Source organism: Amycolatopsis sp. FBCC-B4732 (assembly GCF_023008405.1).
Lineage (GTDB): Bacteria > Actinomycetota > Actinomycetes > Mycobacteriales > Pseudonocardiaceae > Amycolatopsis > Amycolatopsis pretoriensis_A.
Genome location: NZ_CP095376.1, coordinates 8,254,050 through 8,277,940, shown reverse-complemented (window position 1 = coordinate 8,277,940; position 23,891 = coordinate 8,254,050). Strand labels below are relative to the sequence as shown.

Sequence of the window (23,891 nt, the reverse complement as noted above, 5' to 3'; positions counted from 1 at the left end):
TGGCGTTGGGGGGCTAGCGGGGGCGGAGGGTGATGTCCGTCTGGTGGGCGTCCGGGGTGGCTGACACCGCTGTCACCACCGCGGTCGCCACCGAGTCCGCGCGCAGCAGGTGCGTGGTGTCGTAGTCGCGGCCTTCGCCCTTGAAGATCTCCTGCTGCATCTCGGTGTCCGTGCGGCCCGGGTACACCGACGTCACGCGGATGTCCTTCTCCTCTTCGCGCAGGGCGTCGGCGAAGGCGCGGACCGCGAACTTGCTCGCCGCGTACGGGGACCAGCCCGGGCGGGCGTTGAGGCCCGCGCCGGAGTTGATCACCACGACGTGGCCGCGGGCCGCGCGCAGGGCGGGGAGCAGCAGGCGGGTCAGCTCGACCACGGCGAGGGTGTTGACCTCGAAGTTGTCCCGCCACACGTCCGCGGTGGTGTCCTCGATCCGGGCGATGCGCGCGACGCCCGCCGAGTGGACCAGGACGTCCAGGGACTCGATGCCCGCGACCGCTTCGGCGAGCGACGCCGGGTTCGTCAGCTCCACCGGCCACGGCTTCGCGCCCGGGAGCTCCTTCGCCAGCGCGGACAGCGCTTCGGCGTCGCGGCCGCCGAGCAGCAGGCGGTGCGTCGGCGCGAGCTGGTGCGCGACCGCCGCGCCGATCCCGCGGGAGGCGCCGGTCACGAGGGCGAGAGGCAAGTCCGTCATACCCCCACCGTAACTAGGCGAAGCCGACGTCGACCGTGTGGTCGTCGCGCGCGCCGGGACCGAGCGTCCGGGGGTCCGCGCAGCCCGTCGCCGGGTCCGCGTCGGAGTCCTTCGCGTCGTCGCCGGCGTCCTTCTTCGTCGGCTTGTGCCCCTCCGCCGTGAAGCAGACCTGGTAGCTGCCGTCTTCGAGACCGGTGAAGGCGTACGCGCCGTCCGGGCCGGTGACGACGCTGACTCCGTTGCTCAGCACCGCCTTGACGCCGGCAAGACCGGGCTCGCCCGGGTCCTGGAGGCCGTTGCCGTCGGTGTCGGTCCAGGCGAAGTCGCCGATCCGGTTCGCCGGGGTGACCAGCCCGAGGTCGGCGCCGAAGTCCTCGTGGGACGGGCCGCCGACCGTGCGCGGCGCGGTGCAGCCGCCGGCGTCCGCGTCCGAATCGCGATCGTCGGCGCCGGCGTCCTGGCGGGTCGCGAGGTGGTCGGCCGGGATGGTGAAGCAGACCTGGTAGGTGCCGTCCTTCAGCTTCTCGAAGCCGTACTTCCCGGCGGCGTCCGTGGTCGCGGTGCCGACCGTGCCGCCCGCGCCGTCCTTCAGCGTCACCTTCACGCCGGCGACGCCGGGTTCGTCCGGGTCCTGGAGGCCGTCGCGGTTGCGGTCGGCCCAGACGAAGTCGCCGATCTTCGCGATCGCCGGCGGCGGCAGGACGGTGATCGTCGCCGACGCGGTCTTGTCGCCGAGCGTGCCGCCCGGGTGGTGCACGCCGGTCACCTTCGCCGTGTTGACGTGCCCGTTGTCGGCCACCGTGAGGTCCGGGTGGTCGCAGGTCAGCTGCTTGTTCGCGCCCGCGGCCAGCGTGAACGGCTCGACCGGTGCCGGGCACCACGGGTCCTGCACCGCGATCCCGGTCAGGTCCTCGGTGCCGTCGTTCGTCACGGTGATCCGGTAGTGCGCGGTTTCGCCCGCGGTGACCGTCGCGAACGAGCCCCACGCGCCGGTCGCCGGGTTCTGCACTTCCTTCTTCACCGAGTACGCGGCCAGCTTGAGGTCGACGCAGTCCCAGCGCAGCCGCTCCAGGCTGGTGGTGGTGAAGAACTTGACCGCGGTGGCCTTCGCCGGCGCGGTCGCGGCCGGGAAGTCCTGCCGGGCCAGCCGGCCGTCGCCCGCGTAGTGGTCGACGGCGAGCTTGCTCTCCTGCACCTGCGCGCCGGTCGCGTCGAAGAACCGCAGGCCGGTGGCCGCGCCGTTGCCCGGCGCGTGCGAAGCGGTCCAGACGCTCAGCGTGTAGACGCCGCCGGGGACGAACTTCTCGGTCTGGACGGCGGTGCTGGGCTTGCCGTCCGGGGTCTGGACGAGCGCCGAGCGCTGCCCGTCGACGGCGTACGCCTGGTCGGTCAGCAGCTTCGGCGCCTTCGCGGCCGGCGTCCCGGGCGGGACCGGAGCGGCTGGGGTGAACACGTACCCGTCGGGGGCGCCGTTGCGCGCGGTCTCCTCGACGCTCGGGTTGGCGGCCACCCCGCCGCACGACGGCGGCGGCTCCGCGGCGGCCGCGGGTGCGACCGTCCCGGAGAGCGCCACCACCGCCACTGCCACCACGCGCGCCGAACGGACCATGCCTCGACTATGGCGCGTGCCACCGGCCCCCACCGGCCGAGAACCGTCCACTTCAGAGTGAACCTGGGCCCGTCAGCGCTCGCCGATGCGGCCCGGCAGTCCGAAGCGGCCCTTCTTCCACACCGAGACGAGCGACGGCCGCGGCTGCGCCGTGCCGCCGTCCGGCCAGTGCGACGTCGGGTTCGCCGAGCTCGCCGCGTTCTCGCCGGGGTGCTGGACCGCGACGAGCACCACGTGGTCGGTGACGTTCGGGCCGCACGTCTCGGCGCCCGGCGGCACCGACAGGAACTGCTTGACGTGCCCGCGCTCCGGCCCGGTGACCGGCACCGAGAACAGGCCGTCGTTCGCGCCGAGCGCGTTGCCGTCGGTGGAGATCCACAGGTTGCCGTGGCGGTCGAAGGTCACGTTGTCCGGGCAGGAGATCGGGCTGACCTTGGTCTTGTCGAAGCCGCCGTAATAGGTGTCGGCCGCGGCCGGGTCGCCGCAGACGAGCAGCAGCCGCCAGGAGAACCTCGTCGAGGCCGCGTCACCGCGGTGCTCTTCCCACTCCAGGATCTGGCCGTTCTTGTTGGCCACGCGGGGGTTCACCTCGTCGACGCCGGCCTTGCCCGCCGCGCCGCGGTCGGAGTTGTTGGTCAGCGCCGCGTAGATCCGGCCGTTGACCGGGTTCGGCTCGATGTCTTCCGGGCGGTCCATCTTCGTGGCCGCGACCTTGTCGGCCGCCTGCCGGGTGAAGACGTAGACCTCTTCGGCGGTGAATCCGTCCACAAAGGACTTGTTCCCGCTCGCCAGCGGGAGCCATTCGCCGGCGCCGTCGAACTCGCCGTCGGCCGGGAGCTTGCCGGTGCCGTCGATCTCCGGAAGCGGGCTGTCGCCGGTGAACCGGGCGACGTACAGAGTGCCCTCGTCGAGCAACGCCGAGTTGTGCCGCCGCGCGTGCGCGCTCTTGCCCGGCTTGTACTTGCCCTTCGAGACGAACTTGTAGATGTACTCGAAGCGCTCGTCGTCCCCGGTGTACGCGGCGACGCGGCCGTCGGCGGTGATCTTGATGTTGGCGCCCTCGTGCTTGAGGCGCCCGAGCGCGGTGTGCTTGATGGGTGTCGACGTCGGGTCGTTCGGGTCGATCTCGACGACCCAGCCGAACCGGTTCGGCTCGTTCGGCCCCTGCGCGACGTCCCAGCGCTTGTCGAACCGCTCCCACTTGCGGGTGCTCGCGCCGGTGCCGATGGCGTACCGCTTCAGCCGCGCGGCTTCGACCGGGTCGGTGACCTTCTCCGAGTTGGCGAAGTACTGGTGGATGTTCTCTTCGCCGGAAAGCACTGTGCCCCAGGGCGTCACGCCGCCGGAGCAGTTGTTCTGCGTGCCGCGGACCCTGCGCCCGCTCGGGTCGGCCGACGTCTTCAGGTACTTCGAGCCGGCGGCCGGGCCACGCACCTCGAAGATCGTGTCGAGCGTGATGCGGCGGGCGTACCGGCTCGGCACGACCTCGAGGCCGCCGTGGACGGGGTCACGGCGGGTCAGCAGCACCGACAGGCCGTGCGCCGCCCAGGCGATCTTCACCTGCTCCTCGGTCGGGTTCGCCGGGTCGTACTGGTCGGCCGGGAACAGGTGCACCTCGGCGGTGTACTCGTGGTTCACGACGAGCAGGTTGGTCAGGCCCAGCGGGTCCTGCGGGAGCAGGCCGACGAAGTCGTTGTTGTAGCCGAACTGCTGGGCCTGCGCGGCCGCCGTCTGCCGGGTGAAGTCGAACGCCGGGGCGCCCGGCACCACCGGGTCGCCCCAGCGGATGACGACGCGCTGGGCGTAGCCGTCCGGGACGACGACCGCGTCGAGCTTGTTCGGCGGGACCGGGTCGAAGTCGGTGCCGGGCACCGGACGTGGCGGCTTTCGCGCGGGCGCGGCGGCCGCGGTCCCCGAAAGCGCCGCGAACCCGCCCGCGGCGGCGGCCATCACGGCGCCGGCCTTGAAGGCCCCGCGGCGGGAGATGTCCTTCACGACGTCGCCGAAGTACTCGTTCCCGGACTCGTTCGGCTCGGGGTGGGCACAGGCGTTGCCGCAGCGGTATTCGCAGGTGATCGGGGAACGGCCGCCCGGGTGGACGGGCAGGAGCGGAAGCAGACGGTCGGGCACGAGGCCTCCATGGTGGGAGTTCGGGAACGAACCGACCGTAAGCCTCCCAAACCAGCCATTCCAGACATTCAGGTGAACGGCGGGTGTACGACTGGCCCGAACGGCGGGTCAGAACTCCTCGCCGACGAGCACCGCTTCCGCCGGCACGGTGTGCGGGTCCGCCTTCTTCTCCCGCAGCGAGAGCAGGACACCGGCGGCGACGCACAGGATGGCCGACACGACGAACGGTGCCTGCGGCGAACCGAACCACTCGGCGACGTGCCCGACCAGCGTCGCGGCCACCGCGCCGCCCAGCCAGCGGCAGAAGTTGTAGCCCGCGCTCGCGACCGGGCGCGGCGCGTCGCTGATCGACATCGCGGTGCCGGTGAACAGCGTGTTCAGCAGGCCGGAGACCAGCCCGGAGACGATGATCCCGACGACCAGGACCGGCTTGCTCGGCACGGCGAGCACCAGCATCAGCACGGCGTAGCCGAAGACGGCGGCCGCGGCGGCGTGCCGTTCGCCGAGCTTGGCGGCCAGCCGCGGGGCCAGCGCGACCCCCGCGACCGCGACGCACAGGCCCCAGCCGCAGAAGATCAGCCCGACGGCGATGGCGCTCCAGCCGAGGACGAACGGCGACCAGGCCAGCACCGCGAAGAAGGCGGCGGTGTAGAGCGCCGAGGCGACGGAGGTGCGCAGCAGACCGGTGTGCTTCAGCGCGCGAAGCGGGTCGAGCAGCTTGATCGGGTCACGCTTCTCGTGCTTGTCGCTCTTCAGGAACACCGCGCACAGCACGAGCGCGCCGGCCATCAGGATCGCGGTGCCGACGAACGGGCCGCGCCACGAGATGCTGCCGAGCAGCGCGCCCAGCAGCGGGCCGACCGACAGGCCGACACCCAACGCGGCTTCGTAGAGCAGGATAGCGCCGGACTGGCCACCGGTCGCGGCGCCGACGATCACCGAAAGCGCCGTCGCGATGAAGAACGCGTTGCCGAGGCCCCAGACCGCGCGCAGTCCGACGAGCTGCTCGATCGACCCGGCGGCCGCGCACAGGGCGGTGGCCGCGACGATCAGCGTCAGCCCGACCAGCACCGTGCGCTTGGGCCCGAACTTCGCGCTCGCCGCGCCGGTCACCAGCATCGCGATGACCTGGACGCCGAGGTAGGACGAGAAGAGCAGGGTGACCTGCGACGGCGTCGCGTCCAGGCCCTTGGCGATGGACAGCAGGATCGGGTCGACCAGGCCGATCCCCATGAAGGCGATGACCGCGGCGAACGCGGTGATCCACACCTGCTTGGGCTGACCCTTGACCGCGTCCAGCAGGCTCGAGTGGTGTTCAGCGCTCATCGCTGATCAGTTCCTCCTTCTTGGTGTCGACGAGCAATTTGGCGAGAGCCGGCAGGGCGGCTTCGATCGCGGCGCGGTCGGTGTCGTCCATGGCGATGAGCCGCTCGCGGAGGAACTCCTCCCGGGCGGCCACCGTCTCGGCGTAGAAGCGGCGACCCTCGTCGGTGACGTCCACGAGCACCGCGCGGCCGTCGGCGGGGTCCGGGCGGCGGACCGCCAGGCCGAGCCGTTCGAGCCGGCCGACGACGTCGGTCATCGACGGCAGCTTGACCTGCTCGAACTCGGCCAGCGCGCTCATCCGCCGCGGACCGCCGTTGACCAGCTCGCTCAGCACCGATCCCTGGGTGAGGGTCAGCGACAGCTGCGGGGTCTGGCGGCGCACCTGGTGGTACAGCCGGAAGACCAGCGGCCGCAGCCGGTGGGCGAGGTCGGCGATCGGGGAAGTCACTTAGCCAGGCTAACAAAAATTAGTAAGGGTGGCTAAGTAACTCCTCTCACAAGCTAGGCTCGGGGCATGGACGCGGTGATCTTCGACCTCGACGGCGTGCTGGTGGATTCCGAGCGGATCTGGGACGAGGTGCGGCGCGCGGTCGTCGCCGAGCACGGGGGCACCTGGCGCGAGGAGGCGACCCGGGCGCAGCAGGGGATGAGCACCCCGGAATGGGCCCGCTACCTGGTGGAAGAGCTCGGCGCGCGGACGACCCCGGCCGAGATCGCGACGATCGTCGTCAAGCGGATGGCCGCCCGGTACGCCGCGGAACCGCCGCTGATCCCGGGTGCCGTGGACGTCGTGCGGCAGGTGTCGGCGCGCTGGCCGGTGGCGATCGCGAGCTCGTCGCCGGTGATCCTGATCAAGGGCTTCCTCGACGTGACCGGCCTCCCGGTCGGCGCGGCGGTGTCGTCCGAGCAGGTCGGCGCCGGGAAACCGGCACCGGACGTCTACCTGCGGGCGGCCGAGCTGCTGGGCGTGGCCCCGGAGGACTGCGCCGCCGTGGAGGACACGACGAACGGGCTCCGGTCCGCGCTGGCGGCGAAGATGGCCGTGTACGCGGTGCCGAACCCGCACTTCCCGCCGGATCCCGAGGTGCTCGCGCAGGCGACGGCGGTGGTGGCGGAAATCACCGGCTTGCCGGGTGCGCTGGGCTTGGGTTGACGTCGTAGCGCACCGGCGGTGACCCCGGCTTGACGTCGGCGAGGTAGACGCGGTCGCGCCCCAGCGTGCCGACCTCCTTGGCCGAGCTCAGGTCGCCGGCCCCGTCGTAGAGGCGCAGCACCCGCACCGACGGGTCGGCGAGGTAGACCGCCTTGCCGGCCGGCAGCGGGCCACCGGGCTTGCCGACGTACCCGGCCCGCACGACGCCGTCCGCCAGCGGGACGCACGACGGCGACTCGATGCCGTACTGCGCGCCGCCGCCGTGGGTCAGCCCCTTGACGAACGCCGAGACGCAGAGCAGCGGCCGGCCCGCGGGGTCCTGGGGGTTGAGCGCGAAGGAGGTCCAGGCTTCCGTCTGGCCCGCGAAGTCGGTGAGGGCGACCGGCTCGCCGCCGCCGCTCAGGTTCGCCGGCGTGATCTCGGGGGTGGCGAGCACCAGGTCCTGCCCCGGGCGCGTCGCCGGCTCCGGCGGCGGCGACTGGGCCGTGGTGACCTGGGTGACGATCGAGACGCTGGTCAGCACCACCAGGACGGCGGCCAGCGGCGCGATCCACACGGCGGCCCGGCGGCGGCGGTGCGGCCGGCGCTGCCTGCGCTGCTGCTCCGCCCAGGCCGCGTCGAGGTTGGGCGCGACCTCCGCGGCCTGGTCCCGCAGTGCGTCGGCCAGCTTGCGTTCGAGGTCGGTCATCGCTCACCTCCCAGGTCGTCCCCCAAGTGCTTGCGCAGGTTCTCCATCGCGTGGTGGGTGGTCGCCTTCACGGTGCCGGGCGAGATGCCGAGCGTCTCCGCGATGGCCGCCGTGCTCAGGTCCAGCCAATACCTCAGCACGAGGACCTCGCGCTGTCGCCTCGAGAGCTTTTCCAGCACCGCGCGCAGCTGCTGGTGCTCCCAGTTGGCGACCGCCCGGACCTCGGCCGACAGCTCGTCCGGCGGCCGGTCCTGCGGGGTGCGCCGGACCACGCGCAGGTGGCGCGTGCGCGACCGAGACATGTTCACCACGGTCGTGCGCAGGTAGCCGGCCACCCGGGTGTGGTCGCTGAGCGAGTCCCAGCGCTGGTGGAGCTTGACGAAGGCCTCTTGGGCGACGTTCTCGCCGTCGTCCGCGCCGAGCAAGTGCGCCAGCCGGGTCATCTGGCCGAAGTACTCCCGGAACAGGTCGTGGAAGGTCGGCGCGCCCAGGTCCCCCGGCACGCTTTCGCCCACGCTCGCACTCACACCCCGCCAACGCGCACCCCGCCCCACCGGTTTAGTGCACCACGCCAAGAAAGCCGTCACCAGCGGTGACGGCCTTCTTGGAGCAGGTCTGTTTTACCGCTCGATCTCGCCGCGGATGAACTTCTCGACGGCGTCGCGCGCGGTCGAGTCGTCGTACTGCTCCGGCGGCGACTTCATGAAGTAGGAGGAGGCGGACAGGATCGGGCCGCCGATGCCGCGGTCCTTCGCGATCTTCGCCGCGCGGACCGCGTCGATGATGATGCCCGCCGAGTTCGGCGAGTCCCACACCTCGAGCTTGTACTCCAGGTTCAGCGGCACGTCGCCGAAGGCGCGGCCCTCGAGCCGGACGTAGGCCCACTTGCGGTCGTCGAGCCACTGCACGTAGTCCGACGGTCCGATGTGGACGTTGCCCTTGCCGAGGTCGCGGTCGACCTGCGAGGTGACGGCCTGGGTCTTCGAGATCTTCTTCGACTCGAGCCGCTCGAGCTCCTTCATGTTCAGGAAGTCCATGTTTCCGCCCACGTTGAGCTGCATCGTCCGGTCGAGCTGGACGCCGCGGTCCTCGAACAGCTTCGCCAGCACGCGGTGCGTGATGGTGGCGCCGACCTGGGACTTGATGTCGTCGCCGACGATCGGGACGCCGGCGTCTTCGAACTTCTTCGCCCACTCGGGGTCGGAGGCGATGAACACCGGCAGCGCGTTGACGAACGCCACGCCGGCGTCGATCGCGGCCTGGGCGTAGAACTTGTCCGCCACCTCGGAGCCGACGGGCAGGTACGACACGAGCACGTCGGCCTCGGCCTCGCGCAGCGCGGCGACGATGTCGACCGGGGTCTCGTCGGACTCCTCGATCGTCTCGCGGTAGAAGCGGCCGAGCCCGTCGTGGGTGTGGCCGCGCTGGACGGTGACGCCGAGCGGCGGCACGTCGGCGATCTTGATGGTGTTGTTCTCCGAGGCGAAGATCGCCTCGGACAGGTCGCGGCTGACCTTCTTGGCGTCCACGTCGAACGCGGCGACGAACTCGATGTCGCGGACGTGGTACCCGCCGAAGTCGACGTGCATCAGACCGGGGACGCGGGTGGCCGGGTCCGCGTCGCGGTAGTACTGGACTCCCTGGACCAGCGACGCCGCGCAGTTGCCGACGCCCACGATGGCCACCCGTACGCGGCGGTTCTCGCCCATGGGGGTTTCTCCTTCAATCCGTGTCTGTTCAGTAGGTCAGGTGCCGCGACGCTGCGGCCCGCGCCGGGCGGCTCAGGTTTCCGGACCCTGCCGCTCGGCTTGTTCGTGCGCGATCAGCTCGTTGAGCCAGCGCACCTCCCGCTCGCTGGTCTCCAGCCCGAGCCGGTGCAGCTCGCGGGTGTAGCGATCGATCTTCTCCTCGGCCCGCGACAGCGCCGCCCGCAATCCCTCGCGGCGCTCCTCGACCCGGCGGCGGCGGCCCTCGAGGATCCGCATCCGCACGTCGGCCGGGGTGCGCGAGAAGAAGGCCAGGTGAACACCGAAGCCTTCGTCGTCCCAGGTCTGCGGCCCGGCGTCGCCGAGCAGCTCACCGAAGCGCTCCTTGCCCTCCGCGGTGAGCTTGTAGACCCGCCGTCCGCGCCGCGACCACGCCCGGTCGTCGGCCTCGTCCAGCTCTTCGACCAGGTACCCGGCCCGCAGCAGCTTCCGCAGGGTCGGGTACAGCGAGCCGTACGAGAACGTCCGGAGCGTGCCGAGCGTCTCGTGCAGCCGCTTGCGCAGCACGTACCCGTGCATGGGCGCTTCGTGCAGAAGACCCAGGATCGCGAACTCCAGCACACCGCACCCCCTTCCGGGAACAAACCGGGGCGACGGACGTTGCTCCGAACGGGTCGCCTCGATCCAACCTACTCAGCCACTATATCGCGCCGATACATCGAAGTGGCGAAGCTAACCTCGACCGTCTACTCAGTGCGGGCGAAATTCACCGGAGAGTTATCGAACGTCCGGCGTGTCCGCCCCGGTCGGGCACTTGGTCGCGCTAGGGGGCGTGGACCACACAGGAAGAGCCCGTACTCTGTCCTGGTGATTAACCAGCGGCAGGTCGTGGACTACGCGTTGCAGCGCCGTGCGCTGCTCGCCGAAGTCCGCTCCGGGCGCGTCGGCGGCTACGAAGCCTGCGACGCGAGCCCGTACCTGCTGCGGGCGGCGAAGTTCCACGGCCGGGCCGGTGACCAGCCCTGCCCGATCTGCCGCCAGGAACCGCTGACCCTGGTGTCCTGGGTCTACGGTGACGAACTCAAGCACGTCGCGGGTTCGGCGAGGACACCCGAAGAGCTGGCCAGGATGGCCGGCATGTTCGCCGAGTTCACCGTGTACGACGTCGAAGTGTGCCGGGCGTGCCACTGGAACCACCTGGTCCGGTCGTACGTCCTCGGTACGGGGGAGCCGGCCGACGGTCCACGGAGGACCGCGGGCCGGTGAGCTGGAACACAACCGCTGAAGAGCGCAGAACGGCGCGCTACCGGGCGCCGGTCTGGGAGGCCCATTCGTGAACGACGACCGCAACCGCTCCTGGCCCGGCCAGGAGCCAGATGCACCTCGCCGTGCCCAGTCCGGCCAGTGGCCGGGGGAAGACCCCGGACCGGCGTGGCCCGGCGAAGAAGCCCCCCGCCGACCCCAGCGCAACACCCCGCCCCGCGGCAACCCGCGTGGCGGCGGTGGCGCGCCCGAGTGGCCGTCCGGCGACGAAGGCGGCCCGCAGTGGCCGGGTGAAGAGCCGCCCCGGCGGCCGCAGCGTCCCCGCGGGCAGCAGGGCATGCCGCCGCGGCGGGCCGTCCCGCCGACCGGGCAGCGTCCCCAGCAGGGCCCGCCTGCGTCGCCGCCGGAGGGTTTCCGCCAGCCGCGCGGCGGCCGGCCGGTGCCGCCCCCGGGCCGTGAGCCGGACCTCATCACCCACCACGCGCACAACGGCACCGACGACTTCGGGCGCGACCCGTACGACGACGGCTACGAGGACGCCGCGTTCAACGAGTTCGCCGACGACGTCGAGCCCCAGGACGAGCTCGACGAAAAGGGCAAGCGGATCCTGACGCCGGCGCAGAAGAAGAAGCGCCGCTGGAAGATCGTCCGGCGGGTGGCGTACGCCTTCGTCGGCCTGTTCTTCGTGGTCCCCGCGATCGCGTTCGTCATCACGTACTTCCTGGTCGACGTGCCGACGCCGGAGAGCATCAAGTCGCTGCAGAACCAGCCGATCACCTACTACGACGCCGGCAACCAGGTGATGGGCCGCGAGCTCCCGCCGGGTGGCGACCGCCAGCTGCTCAAGCCGGGCGAGGTCCCCGACGTCGTCAAGCACGCCGTGTACTCGGCGGAGGACGCGACGTTCGAGACCAACTCGGGCTTCGACGTCACCGGCATCCTGCGCGCGGTCTGGAACCAGGTGTCCGGTGGCCAGGGCGGTGGTTCGACCATCTCCCAGCAGTACATCAAGCAGGCCACGCAGAACGACGCCCCGACGCTGACCCGCAAGTGGACCGAGCTGGCGAAGTCGTTCAAGATGAACAACCAGCAGTCCAAGGAAGAGATCATCACTTCCTACCTGAACATCGTCTACTTCGGCCGCGGCGCGAACGGCATCCAGGCGGCCGCGAAGGCGTACTTCAACAAGGACGCGAAGGACCTCAACGCGTCCGAAGCCTCGTTGCTGGCCGGCCTGATCCAGGGCCCCGGCCGCTCGGAGAACCAGAAGTACGCGCTGCAGCGCTGGACGTACGTGATGGACCAGATGGTCGCCAACAAGTGGCTGCGGGCGGACGAGCGCACCGCCGCCCAGTTCCCGACGCCGATCGCGAAGAACGCGAACAAGGAGGAAAACTCCGGGAAGATGACCTACCAGCTCCAGCAGCGGATCAAGGACGAGCTGGCGGCGAAGGGTTACGACGAGAACCGGCTGTTCTCGACCGGAGCGAAGATCTACACCACGATCGACCCGGCGGCGCAGGCCGCGGCGGAGCAGGCCTCCCAGGAGGGCATGAAGGGCCAGACCGACGAGAACCTGCTCAACGCGCTGGTCGCGGTCAACCCGAAGAACGGCGGCGTGATCGCCTACTACGGCGGGCCGGAGCTGGTGAAGGACGCGAACGGCAAGGACCAGATCGGCCAGGACCGGGCGAACCAGGCGCGGAACCCGGGTTCGTCGATGAAGGCGTTCGACCTCGCGGCGTTCCTCAAGATGGGCAAGGGCCTCGGCGAGACGTTCGACGGCTCGAACAACCGGGTGCTCGGCGGCCGCACGGTCCGGAACGCGGGTGACAGCGCGAGCTGCGGCAAGGACTGCACCGTCGCGAAGGCGATGGAGATCTCGGCGAACACCGTGTTCTACGACATGGTCCTGAACGTGACGAAGCCGTCGCGGGTCGCGGAAGCGGCGAAGGAAGCCGGGGTCAAGGTCGCGCCGGACGGCAAGAGCGTCCTCTACACCGACGACAACAACATCTCGCTCGGCGGTGGTGGCACGGCCGTGACGCCGGAGGACATGGCGGCGGCGTACGCGTCGTTCGCCAACGGCGGCACCTACCACGAGCAGCACTTCGTCTCGAAGCTCACGAACAAGCAGGACGAAGTCGAGTTCGACGAGAACAACATCAAGACCAACCCGGCGTTTTCCGACGACGCGGCCAAGAGCCAGCAGATCGCCGGCAACCTCACCGAGGCGCTGGTCCCGGTCATCGACCACTCGAAGCTGAAGTGCCCGACCGGCCACGAGTGCGCCGGCAAGACCGGTACGCAGCAGTACACCGCCAAGGACGACGACCCGGCGGCGTACAAGGACCGCAACGCGCAGACCTGGATGGTCGGCTACACCCCGTCGGTGTCGGCCGCGGTCTGGGTCGGCGGCGACGGCAACAAGCCGCTGCACGACCCGAAGAACAAGCCGATCTTCGGTGCGACCATCGCCGGTCCGACGTGGCAGAACTTCATGAACCTCTACCTCAAGGGCAAACCGGCGGAGAAGTTCGACAAGGTCGCGCCGATCGGCAAGGACGTCAACGACGTGACCACGACGCCGACGAAGCCGCCGGAGACGCCGACCACGACGACGCCGCCGAGCACCACGGAGACCCCGTCGAGCACCGAGCCGACGAACACTGACACGGAAACGCCGACGTCGCGGACCCGGCCGACCCGGCCCGGACCCGGCGAAACGCCGACGTTCCCGCTGGGCAACAACCAGGGTGGTGGTGGCGGAGTCGCTGCTCCACCGGGCGCCGGCCCGGGATAGCCCCTCAGGGCCCTTCGCGTTCGCGCGGAGGGCCCTGAGTCGTTTTCGGGGTGATCACCGGCAACCCGGCGGGGTGCTGCGCGTCCATTCCTAAAGGGGTGGCGGTTGTCGCTGCCCGCGAACCTGGAGGACTGCCCCGTGCCCGACGATCGATCCCGCTCCTGGCCGCCGGGCCAGGGTCCTGATCCGCGCCGTCGTGGGCCGTCCGGACCGCAGGGCCCGAACGGGCAGCCGCCGCGCCGGCCGCAGCAGCCCTGGCAGCAGCAACCGCCGCAGCAGCCGCGGGGGTACCGGCCCGAGCCACCGCCGATGAGCGGCGGGCCTGAGCTGATGACGCACCACGCGTACGAGGAGCCGGGCGGCTACGACGACGTCGAGCAGCCCGAAGACGGCAAGCCGGTCCTCACCCCGGAACAGCGCAAGAAGCGCCGCTGGAAGATCATCCGGCGGGTCGCCTACGGGTTCTTCGGGTTGTTCTTCGTGCTGCCCGCGATCGCGTTCGTCATCACGTACTTCCTGGTCGACGTGCCCTCGCCGACCGAGGTCGCGCAGAACCAGAGCCAGGCGGTGACCTACCTCTTCGCCGACGGTTCGCCGATGGGCAAGGACGTGCCGCGCGGTGGCAACCGGGTGCTGCTGACGCCCGAGCAGATCCCCGACGTCATGAAGCACGCGGCGATCGCGACCGAGGACGACTCCTTCGAGACCAACTCGGGCTTCGACGTCGGCGGCCTGCTGCGCGCGGTCTACAACCAGGCCACCGGCGGGACCGGCGGTGGTTCGACGATTTCGCAGCAGTACATCAAGAAGGCCACCGACAACGACGCCCCGACGTTGACGCGCAAGTGGACCGAGCTGGCCAAGTCCTTCAAGATGAACCAGACGTACGAGAAGAAGGACATCATCACCGCGTACCTGAACATCATCTACTTCGGGCGCGGGGCGTACGGGGTGGGCGCGGCGTCGCAGGCCTTCTTCCACAAGGAAGCCAAGGACCTCAGCTTCTCGGAAGCCGCGCTGCTGGCCGGCCTGATCCAGCAGCCGGGCCGGTCGGAGAACCCCAAGGTCGCGCAGGACCGCTGGAACACCGCGCTGGACCGGATGGTGAAGAACAACTACATCTCCGCGGCCGACCGCGCGGCGGCGCAGTTCCCGACGCCGATCCCGCTGGAGGACAGCAAGCAGCAGGCCGGCGCGCCGCCCGCGTTCGTCGTGCAGCAGGTGAAGGAAGAGCTGGCCGCGCACGACATCTCCGAAGACCGCTACTACGCCGGCGGCTACGTGGTCCAGACGACGATCGACCCGAAGGCGCAGCAAGCCGCCGAACAGGCCGCCACCGACGCGATGAAGAACCAGGTCGACGACAACCTGCTCAACGCGCTCGTCGCCGTCGACCCCAAGACCGGCGGCGTGCTCGCCTACTACGGCGGCAAGCCGATCGTGCAGGTCAACGGGCAGGACCAGGCCGGGCGCGACTGGGCGGCCACCCCGCAGAACCCGGGCTCGTCGATGAAGCCGTTCGACCTCACCGCGCTGCTCAAGATGGGCAAGGGCCTCGACACGACGTACGACGGCTCCAACAACCGCGTGTTCGACGGCCGTGTCGTGCGCAACGCCGGCCCCGGCAGCAGCTGCTCGCAGCAGTGCACCGTCGCCGAAGCGATGGAGCGCTCGGCGAACACCGTGTTCTACGACATGGTCCTGCACGACACCAAGCAGGGCCCGGTCAAGGAAGCCGCGAAGGAGGCCGGCGTCAAGGTCAAGGAGGACGGCGGCCAGTCGATCATCTCCACCAAGGACAACAACATCTCCCTCGGCGGTGGTGAAACCCAGATCACGCCGCTGGACATGGCCGCGGCGTACGCGACCTTCGCGGCCAACGGCCAGCAGCGCGAACGGCACTTCGTGCTGAAGGTGACCAACACGCAGAACGAAGTCGCGTGGGAAGCCACGGCCGACGCCAAGGCCGTGTTCGACAGCGACTCGGACAAGAGCCGGCAGATCGCGGGCAACGTCACCGAAGCGCTGAAGCCGGTGATCGGCTTCTCGAAGCTGAAGTGCCCCAACGGTCACGAGTGCGCCGGCAAGACGGGGACGCAGCAGCACACGAAGGTCGCGGGCGAGCCGGCGTGGGCGGCGAACGCGAACTCGCAGACGTGGATGGTCGGGTACACGCCGTCGGTCTCGGTGGCGGCCTGGGTCGGCGGTGACGGCAACAAGCCGCTGCACGGCAAGAACAACTCGCCGATCTACGGCTCCACGATCGCCGGTCCGATGTGGCAGAAGTTCCTGTCGCTGTACCTGACGGGCAAGCCGGGCGAGCGCTTCGACAAGGTCGACCGCATCGGGGGCGAGGTCGCACCGCCGCCGTCGTCCGACGTGGCGACGACGACGGAATCGGCCCCGACCGGCGAGAACGGGAACGAGGGGGACAACGGCGACCAGACCGGCGGCACCCCGACCGGCGAGGAGTCGAAGCCGTCGACCCCGCCGAAGCACACGAAGCCGTCGACGACCCCGAAGGAGACTCCGACCGGTACGCCGGACCCGGGGGAGTAGCCGGCTGAACCACGGTGGGCGGCGGTACGTGTGCCTCCCGAGAGGACTGCGTCCGCAGCCCACCGTGGAGGACGGCCCGTGAACCACGACCGGCAGCCCGACCCCCGTCGCCGTCGCGCCCGGCGGCCCGCGCCCCGCGCCGGGCTGCTGGGCAGCGAGCCCGAGCTGATCACCCACCACACGCACAACGGCACCGAGCCGGACGAGCCGCCGACCGTGCCGATCATCCGGCAGCGCGTGGGCGAGCCGCCGCGGCGGCCGCGGCCCCTCACCGCCCAGGACCTGCGACGACGGCGGTGGCGGCGGGTCCGGCGGATCGGGTACGTGGCCGCGGGGCTGTTCTTCTCCGTCCCCGGGATCGCCTTCGCGATCACCTACGCCGCCGTCGACGTCCCCTCGCCGGAGACGATCGCGCAGGCGCAGGGCCAGGCCGTCACTTACCTGTTCAGCGACGGCACCGAGATGGGCAAGGACGTGCCCACCGGCGGCAACCGGCAGATCCTGGCGGCGAACCAGATCCCGGACGTCGTCAAGAAAGCCGTGATCGCCACCGAAGACGCGTCCTTCGAGACGAACTCCGGCTTCGACGTCGGCGGCATCCTGCGCGCGGCGTACAACCAGGTCACCGGCGGTTCCGGCGGCGGCTCGACGATTTCCCAGCAGTACATCAAGAACGCTTCCGGTGACGACGACCCGACGCTGACCCGCAAGTGGGCCGAGCTCGCGAAGTCGTTCAAGATGAACCAGACCTACGACAAGGCGGACATCATCACCGCCTACCTCAACATCATCTACTTCGGCCGCGGTTCGTACGGGATCCAGGCCGCCGCGCATGCGTACTTCGGCAAGGACGCGGGCCAGCTCGACTACTCGCAGGCCGCGCTGCTCGCCGGGTTGATCCAGCAGCCGGGCCGGTCGGAAAACACGGCCGTCGCGACGAACCGGTGGACGACGGCGCTGGACCGGATGCTCAAGAACGGCTACCTGACGCCGGCCCAGCGCGCCGCGGCGAAGTTCCCGACGCCGATCCCGCTGCGCGAGAGCAGGCAGGCCGGCGCGCTGAACCCGTTCATCAAGAAGCAGGTCAAGGCCGAACTGGCCGCGCAGGGCATCGACGAGAAGCAGTACTACTCGGGCGGGTTCCAGGTGTTCACCACGATCGACCCGCAGGCGCAGCAGGCCGCCGAAAAGGCGGTCGCCGAAGGGATGGACGGCCAGACCGACGACCGGATCCTCAACGCGCTGGTCGCCGTCGACCCGAAGACCGGCGGCGTGCTCGCCTACCACGGCGGCGAGGCGATCGTGAAGGGCCCGAACGGCGAGGACCTGGCCGGGCGCGACTGGGCCGACGAGGCGCACAACCCCGGGTCGTCGATGAAACCGTTCGACCTGGCGGCGTTCCTCAAGCTCGGCCGCGGCCTCGACGCGCGGTTCGACGGCACGTCCCCGCGCACGTTCCCCGGCGTCGACCTCCCGATCCGCAACGCCGGCGACAGCAGCAGCTGCTCGCAGGAGTGCACCGTCTCCGAGGCGATGCAGCGGTCCACGAACACCGTGTTCTACGACATGGTCCTCAACGTGACGAAGCCGGCCGGCGTGGCGGAAGCGGCGCGGGAGGCGGGTATCCGGACGAAGGACAACGGCGGCCGCAGCGAGCTGTTCACCGGCGACAACAACATCTCCATCGGCGGGGGCGGCACGCAGGTGACGCCGTCCGACATGGCCTCGGCGTACGCGACCTTCGCCGCGGGCGGCGTCCAGCGCGACCGGCACTTCGTGCAGAAGGTGACCAACGCGAACGGCGAAACCGCGTACGAGGCGAAGCTCCGCTCGGCCGACGCGTTCGCCGACAACGACCGGCAGAAGAGCGCGCAGATCGCCGGGAACGTGACGGCGGCACTGGCGCCGGTGATCCAGTTCTCCCGGCTGACCTGCCCGACCGGTCACGAATGCGCGGGCAAGACGGGGACGCAGCAGCACACGCCGCAGAACGACGAACCCGCGTCGGCGGCCAACGCGAACTCCCAGACGTGGATGGTGGGCTACACGCCTTCGGTGTCGGCCGCGGTCTGGGTGGGCGGCGACGGCGACAAGGCCCTCCGCGGCCCGGGTGGCGCCCCGCTGTTCGGCTCGACGCTCGCCGGCCCGATCTGGGACCGGTTCATGCAGCTCTACCTGAGCGGCCGGCCGGGGGAGCGCTTCGACCGCGTCGCCGCGATCAGCTCGCCGCAGGACCGGGTGCAGGTCCAGCAACCGCCGCCGCAGCAACAACAACAGCGCGATCAGCGGGACTCGGTCCAGTTCGGCGACGGCGGCAACCGGCAGCAGAACGACCAGCTCGACCGGATCCGCGAATTCCAGCAGCGGCTGCAGGAACTGCAGGACCAGCAGCGCGGCCGAAGGAGGCCGTGACCTCGGAGCTGGGGGTCACCGAGGTCACGGCCGGTCAGAGGGCGACCACTGCGCCTTCGACGCCGGAGCGGTGCGCGGCTTCGATCACGCGCAGGGCCGCGACCGACGACTCGGGGTCGACCGGGAACTCGCCTTCGCCGCGCAGCGCGTCGCGCACCTGCGCGTAGAACGACTCGTAGCGGCCGGTCTCGGTGGGGACGGTCTTGGTGTCGTTGCCGACGCCGATCTTGCCCGCGTCCGACGCCGGCTCGACGCCCCACGCGTCGTCGCCCGGCCGCATGCCCGCCTTGATCTGCGGTTCCTGCACGTCGAGGCCGTACTTGGTGAAGGTCGCCTGGTCGCCGAGCACCCGGAAGCGCGGGTTCAGCGTGCCCGCGAGCGCGCTCGCCCACAGGTGCGAGCGGACGCCGTTCGCGTGGTGCAGCGCGACGAAGACGTCGTCGTCGACCTGGACGCCGGCGCGGCGGCGGTCGACCTCGGCGTAGACGCGCGTGACCGGGCCGAACAGCTGCAGCGCCTGGTCGACGATGTGCGCGCCGAGGTCGTAGAGCAGGCCGCCGGCCTCGGCCGGGTCGCCGAACTCACGCCAGTTGTCCTTGGGCTTGGGCACCCAGCGGTCGTAGCGGGACTCGAAGCGGAAGACCTCGCCGAGCTTGCCGGACTCGAGGACCTTCCGGACGGTGAGGAAGTCGGAGTCGAGCCGCCGGTTCTGGAACACGGTCAGGCCGACGCCCGCCGCCTTCGCCGCGGCGACGACCCGCTCGGCCTCGGCCGCGGTGGGTGCGAAGGGCTTGTCGACGACCACCGGCAGGCCGGCCTCGATCGCCCGCAGCGCGAGCGGCACGTGCGTGCGGTTGGGCGTGCTGACCACGACGAGGTCGAGTTCGTCCGCGAGCGCGAAGAACGCGTCGGCGTCCGGCACGACCTCCGCGCCGGGGTGGTCGGTGCGCGCCTGCGCGGCGTTGGACGACGTCGTGATCACCGCGGGGGTGAGGCCGGGCGTCGCCGCCACCAGCGGGGCGTGGAAGACGCGTCCGCCGATGCCGTAGCCGAGAACACCCACGCGCAAGTCACTCATGTCCGCCATTAAACAACACTGTTGCGTAATTGGCCAGGCGTGCGAAGATCCTGTCCATGGCGGACACCGGGGTCAACCTGCGCGGCGTGCGGGAGCACAACCGCGCCCTGCTGCTCACGCACATCCTGCGCGCCGGTGGCCTCAGCCGCGTCGAGCTCGCCGAACGCACCGGGCTCACCCAGCAGGCCGTCTCCAAGATCGTGCCCGAACTCCTCGACGCCGGCTTGCTGGACGAGCAGCGCCAGCCGTCGGCCGGGGTCGGCAAGCCGCGCACGCTGCTGACCGTCCGGCCCGGCGCCCGGCACGCGCTCGGCGCGCGGCTCGACCGCGACGAGTTCCGCGTGCTGCGCACCAACCTCATCGGCGAGGTCGAGGAGACGGCGGGCGGCCCGCTGCCGCCCGGGTTCACGCCCGAGCAGGCGGTCGAGGCCATGGGCACCGCCGCGCTCGAGCTCGCCGACGGCTTCGACGTGCTCGGCCTGTGCCTGGGCGCGGTCGGCCCGCTGGACCACCTCGCCGGCCTGGTCCGCGACGCGACGAACATGCCGGGCTGGCACGACGTCCCCCTGCGCGACCTGCTGGAGAAGCGCACCGGGCTGCCGGTGTCGCTCGACAAGAACACCAACGCGGCCGCGTTCGCCCGGCTCTGGCCGCACGGCGAGCCGACGGCGACCGCGGTGGTGCTCGTCGGCACCGGCATCGGCGTCGGCCTGCTGATCGACGGGCGGCTCTACCGCGGCCCGCGGACCAACGCGGGTGAGTTCGGGCACACCACGATCGCCTACGACGGGCCGGTCTGCGCCTGCGGGCGGCGCGGCTGCGTCGAGATCATGGCCAAGCGGGCGCCGGACACGCGGGCCGCCGCCGGCTACCTCGGCATCGGGCTCGCCGACCTCGTCCAGGTGCTCGACCTGGAGCGGATCGTGCTGGCCGGCCGCGCGGTGCGGGACGAACCGGACGTGCACCGGGAAGCCGTTTCCGCCCGGCTCGAGGAGCTGCTGCCACTGCCGCACTGGCAGCGGATCGAGGTCGTCGAAGACACCTCCGGCGAGGAGCTCGTGACCCGCGGCGCGGCCGCCGAGGTCCTGGCCTCGTACTACGCGAATCCGGCATGATCACCGGCTTCACCGCCGCGCTCGGCGATCACCGATACGATCCGCCTCGTGCCAGAGGAGACCACGCGCGAGCCGGACCCCGGCCCCGTGACGCTGACCCGGGCCGACCGGGTCGTCCCGAGCTGGAACGAGCCACTCGCGGCGGCGGTCACCAGACCCGTCGGCGGCCCGCTCGGTGAGCACGCGGCGGTCGGCAGGCACTGGTTCTGGTCGCCCCAGCGCGTCGGGCTGCTGCTGGCCACGCTCGCGCTGATGCTCTGCTGGTTCGGCAAGGGCTCCTGCATCCAGCAGTACCAGGACTCCAGCGGCGCCACCCAGCTCGACTGGCGCGCGGGCCGCCCGTTCGTCGCGATGTGCTACTCCGACATCGTGCCGCTCTACAGCTCCGAGCGGCTCGACCGGCCGGGCACCTTCCCGTACTACACGTCGTGGAAGGAGAACTCCCAGACGGCGGAGAACGGCACCCGGTACATGGAGTACCCGGTGTTCACCGGCCTCTTCCAGTGGGCGAACGCGAAGCTCGCGGCGGGCTGGTACCACGTCGCCGAGGCCGGCTGGCTGCCCGGCGGGCTGCCGGTGGCCATCTACTTCGACCTCACGGCGCTGTTCCTCGCGCTCGCCTGGCTCGTCACGGTCTGGGCGACCGGCCGAACGATGAAACGCCGGCCGTGGGACATGGTGCTGGTGGCGATCTCACCGCTGGTGCTGGTGCACGCCTTCACGAACTTCGACGCGATCGCGACCGCGTTCACCGCGACCGGACTGCTGGCCTGGGCACGCAAACGGCCGCTGCTCGCCGGGCTCCTGCTCGGCCTCGGCGCGACGGCGAAGCTCTACCCGCTGTTCCTGCTCGGCGTGCTGTTCGTGCTGTGCCTGCGCGCGGGGAAGCTGACGCCGTTCTGGAAGACCGCGGGCGCCACCGTCGTGACGTGGCTGGTGGTGAACGCGCCGTTCATCCTCACCGCCACCCGCGGCTGGTGGGAGTTCTTCCGGATGAACACCCTGCGGCCGATGGACCCGGACTCGCTGTACAACGTCCTCTCGTACACGACGGGCTGGGCCGGGTTCGACGGCGTGCTGCAGAAGAACCAGACGCCGACGTATCTGAACCTCACCGTGGCCGTGCTGTTCCTGGCCTGCTGCGCGGGGATCGCGTACCTCGCGCTCGCCGCACCGCGACGGCCGCGCGTCGGCCAGCTCGCGTTCCTGGTCGTGGCCGCGTTCCTGCTGACGAACAAGGTGTGGAGCCCGCAGTACTCGCTGTGGCTGGTGCCGCTGGCGGTGCTGGCCATCCCGCGCTGGCGGCTGCTGCTGAGCTGGATGCTGATCGACGCGCTGGTCTGGGTGCCGCGGATGTTCTACTACCTCGGCGTCGACCACAAGGGCCTGCCCGAAGGCTGGTTCCTCGGCACGGTCGTGGTCCGCGACCTGGCCGTCGTGGGGCTGTGCGTGCTGGTCGTGCGGGAGATCTACCGCCCGTCGACGGACCTGGTCCGGCTGGCGGGCGACGACGACCCGGCCGGCGGCTTCCTCGACGGCGCCCGGGACGTGATCGTCCCGAACGCCACCAAGCGCCGCCGGAAGGCCGTGGCCGGCTAGCCGAGCTTTTCCCGCAGGTAGGCGATGTCGGCGGCCTGACCGTCGGCCGGGGTCTCGACGACGACCGGCGCGCCCGCGGCGCGGGCCACCTCGGCCAGCACCTCGGGGTCGATCGTGCCTTCGCCCTCGACGACGTTGGCGTGCCGGTCGCGGGTCGAGCCGAACTCGTCGCGGGAGTTGTTGAGGTGCACCAGGTCGATCCGGCCGGTGATGGCCTTGACCTTTTCGACGGCGGTCGCGAGGTCCCAGCCCGCGGCGAACGCGTGGCAGGTGTCCAGGCAGAACCCGGCGCCGAACTCGCCGACCTTGTCCCACAGCCGGGCGATGACGTCGAGGTCGCGGGTCATCGCGTTCTCGCCGCCCGCGGTGTTCTCGATCAGGATCGGGACCTTGAAGCCGCCCTTCTCCTGCTCGCGCTCGAAGAGCTTGCGCCAGTTGTCGAGGCCGGCCTCGGCGTCGTCGTTCGCGCCGACGTGCCCGCCGTGCACGATCAGGCCCTTGGCGCCGATGGCCGCCGCACCGTCCGCGTGCTGCGTGACGTTCTTGCGGGAGGGGATCCGGATCCGGTTGTTCAGCGAAGCCACGTTGATGAGGTACGGCGAGTGGATGAACACCTCGACGGGGTCGGCCGCGATGGCCTCGCCGTGGGGGTGGGGCTTCGGGGCCTTCCAGCCCTGCGGGTCCGAGAGGAAGAACTGGACGACGTCGGCTTTGCGCTCGGCGACCGCGGTCAACGGGTCGTCGTCACGGACATGGGCGCCAATCAGCATGCCGAGCACGCTACTCCGGGCGCTCTTTTCCCCTGCGGGACCGGTTGGTGACGCTCGTGGAGTACCGTGAGCGCGTTCCGTGATCCAGATTGGTCCGACTGCCGGAGGGCATCGATGGGGAAGCAGCTCACCCGGATCACCGCACTGGGATTCACCTTCGCCGCGTCCGCCACGTTGGCGATGCCGGGCATCGCGAGCGCGGACACCAGCCCGACCCTCGGCGGCGACTGCGCCGCCACGCTGCAGAACGGCCAGGCCCGCGACGCCAAGACGGGCCTCGTGCTCGACGCCGGCGCCCCGCTGAACTCGCCGAACCAGCTGACGATCGGCCTCGACTCGAGCGCGCGGAACACGAACGGCACGGCCCCGCTGCTCACCCTCCCGGTGGGCGACACCGTGAAGGCGCTCGGCATCGGCGAGGTCCCGGTGGTCGGCGACGCGGCGGCCAAGGCCGTCTGCCCGGCCGCGCAGGGCGTCGTCAACACGGTCGGCGGCGTCGTGCAGGGCGCGGACCTGCCCCCGCTGCCCCTCCCGCCGGCCCCGAACCCGCCCCAGCCCACGCCGCCGTCGCCGGTACCGCCGCGGCCGCCGGTGCCGCCGGGGCAGAACCCGCCGGGCGACAGCACCGGCCCGGTGACCACGGGACCGGGCAACGCGGGCCTGCCGGGCGACGCGATCTCGGGCATCTTCACCAACGCCGCGCTGCTGCCGGGCAGCCTGGTGCAGGCCCCGGTGGTCGCGCAGATCATCCCGGGCCAGCAGGTCCCGACGGTCGACGCCGAGAAGTCCGGCACCGCGGAGGCGCTGCCCGCCATCACGTCGCCGGCGAAACTGCCGATGCTGCTGGCGGTCCTGGCCCTCGCGATCGTGGCCGCGGCCCTCGTCCGGGCGTGGATCCGCCGCAGTCCCGCCTGACCCCTTGACGCAGGGTCACGCCCGCTACCACTCGAATGCCAGACATTTCTGAGCGCGCGGGCGTTACCCGGCTG

General features: G+C 70.9%; 19 protein-coding genes. 8 read left to right on the top strand and 11 right to left on the bottom strand.

Annotated elements, in window-relative coordinates:
• Positions 1-13: 13 nt before the first annotated feature.
• The 5 genes from MUY14_RS37185 to MUY14_RS37165 form a co-directional block, all read right to left on the bottom strand.
• Complete coding sequence (locus tag MUY14_RS37185; RefSeq protein ID WP_247016449.1) at positions 14-691, bottom strand: SDR family oxidoreductase; 678 nt, start codon at positions 689-691, stop codon at positions 14-16.
• 13 nt (positions 692-704) lie between these two features.
• A complete protein-coding gene (locus tag MUY14_RS37180; protein WP_247016447.1) occupies positions 705-2,300 on the bottom strand; it encodes an SdrD B-like domain-containing protein in 1,596 nt (531 codons plus the stop codon).
• A gap of 72 nt (positions 2,301-2,372) precedes the next feature.
• Positions 2,373-4,430 (bottom strand): PhoX family phosphatase, encoded by a 2,058-nt coding sequence (locus MUY14_RS37175; protein WP_247016445.1) that lies wholly within the window; start codon positions 4,428-4,430, stop codon positions 2,373-2,375.
• A 108-nt stretch (positions 4,431-4,538) separates the two neighbouring features.
• On the bottom strand, positions 4,539-5,756 hold the full coding sequence (locus tag MUY14_RS37170) for an MFS transporter (protein WP_247016443.1): 1,218 nt from the start codon (positions 5,754-5,756) through the stop codon (positions 4,539-4,541).
• The gene (locus tag MUY14_RS37165) at positions 5,746-6,204 is read right to left on the bottom strand and encodes a MarR family winged helix-turn-helix transcriptional regulator (RefSeq protein WP_247016441.1); all 459 of its coding nucleotides are present in this window, start codon (positions 6,202-6,204) and stop codon (positions 5,746-5,748) included. Before MUY14_RS37165 ends, MUY14_RS37170 begins: the two co-directional genes overlap by 11 nt.
• A 66-nt stretch (positions 6,205-6,270) precedes the next feature.
• Here MUY14_RS37165 and MUY14_RS37160 point away from each other — a divergent pair, with 66 nt between their 5' ends.
• On the top strand, positions 6,271-6,909 hold the full coding sequence (locus MUY14_RS37160; RefSeq protein ID WP_247016439.1) for an HAD family phosphatase: 639 nt from the start codon (positions 6,271-6,273) through the stop codon (positions 6,907-6,909).
• Here the strand turns inward: MUY14_RS37160 and MUY14_RS37155 are convergent.
• The 4 genes from MUY14_RS37155 to MUY14_RS37140 form a co-directional block, all read right to left on the bottom strand.
• A complete protein-coding gene (locus MUY14_RS37155) occupies positions 6,875-7,597 on the bottom strand; it encodes a hypothetical protein (RefSeq protein WP_247016437.1) in 723 nt (240 codons plus the stop codon). The two genes, MUY14_RS37160 and MUY14_RS37155, sit on opposite strands and share 35 nt — an antisense overlap.
• Complete coding sequence (locus MUY14_RS37150) at positions 7,594-8,112, bottom strand: RNA polymerase sigma factor (protein ID WP_247016435.1); 519 nt, start codon at positions 8,110-8,112, stop codon at positions 7,594-7,596. Before MUY14_RS37150 ends, MUY14_RS37155 begins: the two co-directional genes overlap by 4 nt.
• A 105-nt stretch (positions 8,113-8,217) precedes the next feature.
• Positions 8,218-9,306 carry an inositol-3-phosphate synthase gene (locus MUY14_RS37145; protein WP_247016433.1) on the bottom strand — a complete coding sequence of 363 codons (1,089 nt, stop codon included), beginning with the start codon at positions 9,304-9,306 and terminating at the stop codon, positions 8,218-8,220.
• Between the two features lie 72 nt (positions 9,307-9,378).
• The gene (locus MUY14_RS37140; RefSeq protein WP_086856499.1) at positions 9,379-9,924 is read right to left on the bottom strand and encodes a PadR family transcriptional regulator; all 546 of its coding nucleotides are present in this window, start codon (positions 9,922-9,924) and stop codon (positions 9,379-9,381) included.
• Positions 9,925-10,170: 246 nt separating this feature from the next.
• Here MUY14_RS37140 and MUY14_RS37135 point away from each other — a divergent pair, with 246 nt between their 5' ends.
• The 4 genes from MUY14_RS37135 to MUY14_RS37120 all read left to right on the top strand — a co-directional run bounded on the left by MUY14_RS37135 (position 10,171) and on the right by MUY14_RS37120 (position 18,340).
• Positions 10,171-10,569, top strand: a complete 399-nt coding sequence (locus tag MUY14_RS37135; protein ID WP_247016431.1) for a DUF5318 domain-containing protein — start codon at positions 10,171-10,173, stop codon at positions 10,567-10,569.
• A gap of 67 nt (positions 10,570-10,636) precedes the next feature.
• Positions 10,637-13,369: a transglycosylase domain-containing protein gene (locus MUY14_RS37130; RefSeq protein ID WP_247016429.1), complete on the top strand. Its 2,733-nt coding sequence runs from the start codon at positions 10,637-10,639 to the stop codon at positions 13,367-13,369.
• A 309-nt stretch (positions 13,370-13,678) separates the two neighbouring features.
• Positions 13,679-15,928: a transglycosylase domain-containing protein gene (locus tag MUY14_RS37125; protein WP_247016427.1), complete on the top strand. Its 2,250-nt coding sequence runs from the start codon at positions 13,679-13,681 to the stop codon at positions 15,926-15,928.
• 78 nt (positions 15,929-16,006) lie between these two features.
• Positions 16,007-18,340 carry a transglycosylase domain-containing protein gene (locus MUY14_RS37120; RefSeq protein ID WP_247016425.1) on the top strand — a complete coding sequence of 778 codons (2,334 nt, stop codon included), beginning with the start codon at positions 16,007-16,009 and terminating at the stop codon, positions 18,338-18,340.
• 34 nt (positions 18,341-18,374) lie between these two features.
• On the opposite strand, the gene MUY14_RS37115 is transcribed toward MUY14_RS37120, so the two are convergent.
• On the bottom strand, positions 18,375-19,427 hold the full coding sequence (locus tag MUY14_RS37115) for a Gfo/Idh/MocA family oxidoreductase (protein WP_247016423.1): 1,053 nt from the start codon (positions 19,425-19,427) through the stop codon (positions 18,375-18,377).
• Positions 19,428-19,474: 47 nt separating this feature from the next.
• Between MUY14_RS37115 and MUY14_RS37110 the strand changes: the two genes are divergently transcribed.
• Positions 19,475-20,533, top strand: a complete 1,059-nt coding sequence (locus MUY14_RS37110; RefSeq protein WP_247025434.1) for an ROK family transcriptional regulator — start codon at positions 19,475-19,477, stop codon at positions 20,531-20,533.
• A gap of 48 nt (positions 20,534-20,581) precedes the next feature.
• Positions 20,582-22,132, top strand: coding sequence for a glycosyltransferase family 87 protein (locus tag MUY14_RS37105; RefSeq protein ID WP_247016421.1), 1,551 nt, complete (start codon positions 20,582-20,584; stop codon positions 22,130-22,132).
• Here MUY14_RS37105 and MUY14_RS37100 read toward each other — a convergent pair.
• Complete coding sequence (locus tag MUY14_RS37100; RefSeq protein ID WP_247016419.1) at positions 22,129-22,902, bottom strand: deoxyribonuclease IV; 774 nt, start codon at positions 22,900-22,902, stop codon at positions 22,129-22,131. The two genes, MUY14_RS37105 and MUY14_RS37100, sit on opposite strands and share 4 nt — an antisense overlap.
• A gap of 114 nt (positions 22,903-23,016) precedes the next feature.
• On the opposite strand from MUY14_RS37100, the gene MUY14_RS37095 reads away from it, so the two are divergent.
• Positions 23,017-23,817 carry a hypothetical protein gene (locus tag MUY14_RS37095; RefSeq protein WP_247016417.1) on the top strand — a complete coding sequence of 267 codons (801 nt, stop codon included), beginning with the start codon at positions 23,017-23,019 and terminating at the stop codon, positions 23,815-23,817.
• The last annotated feature ends 74 nt before the right edge of the window (positions 23,818-23,891 follow it).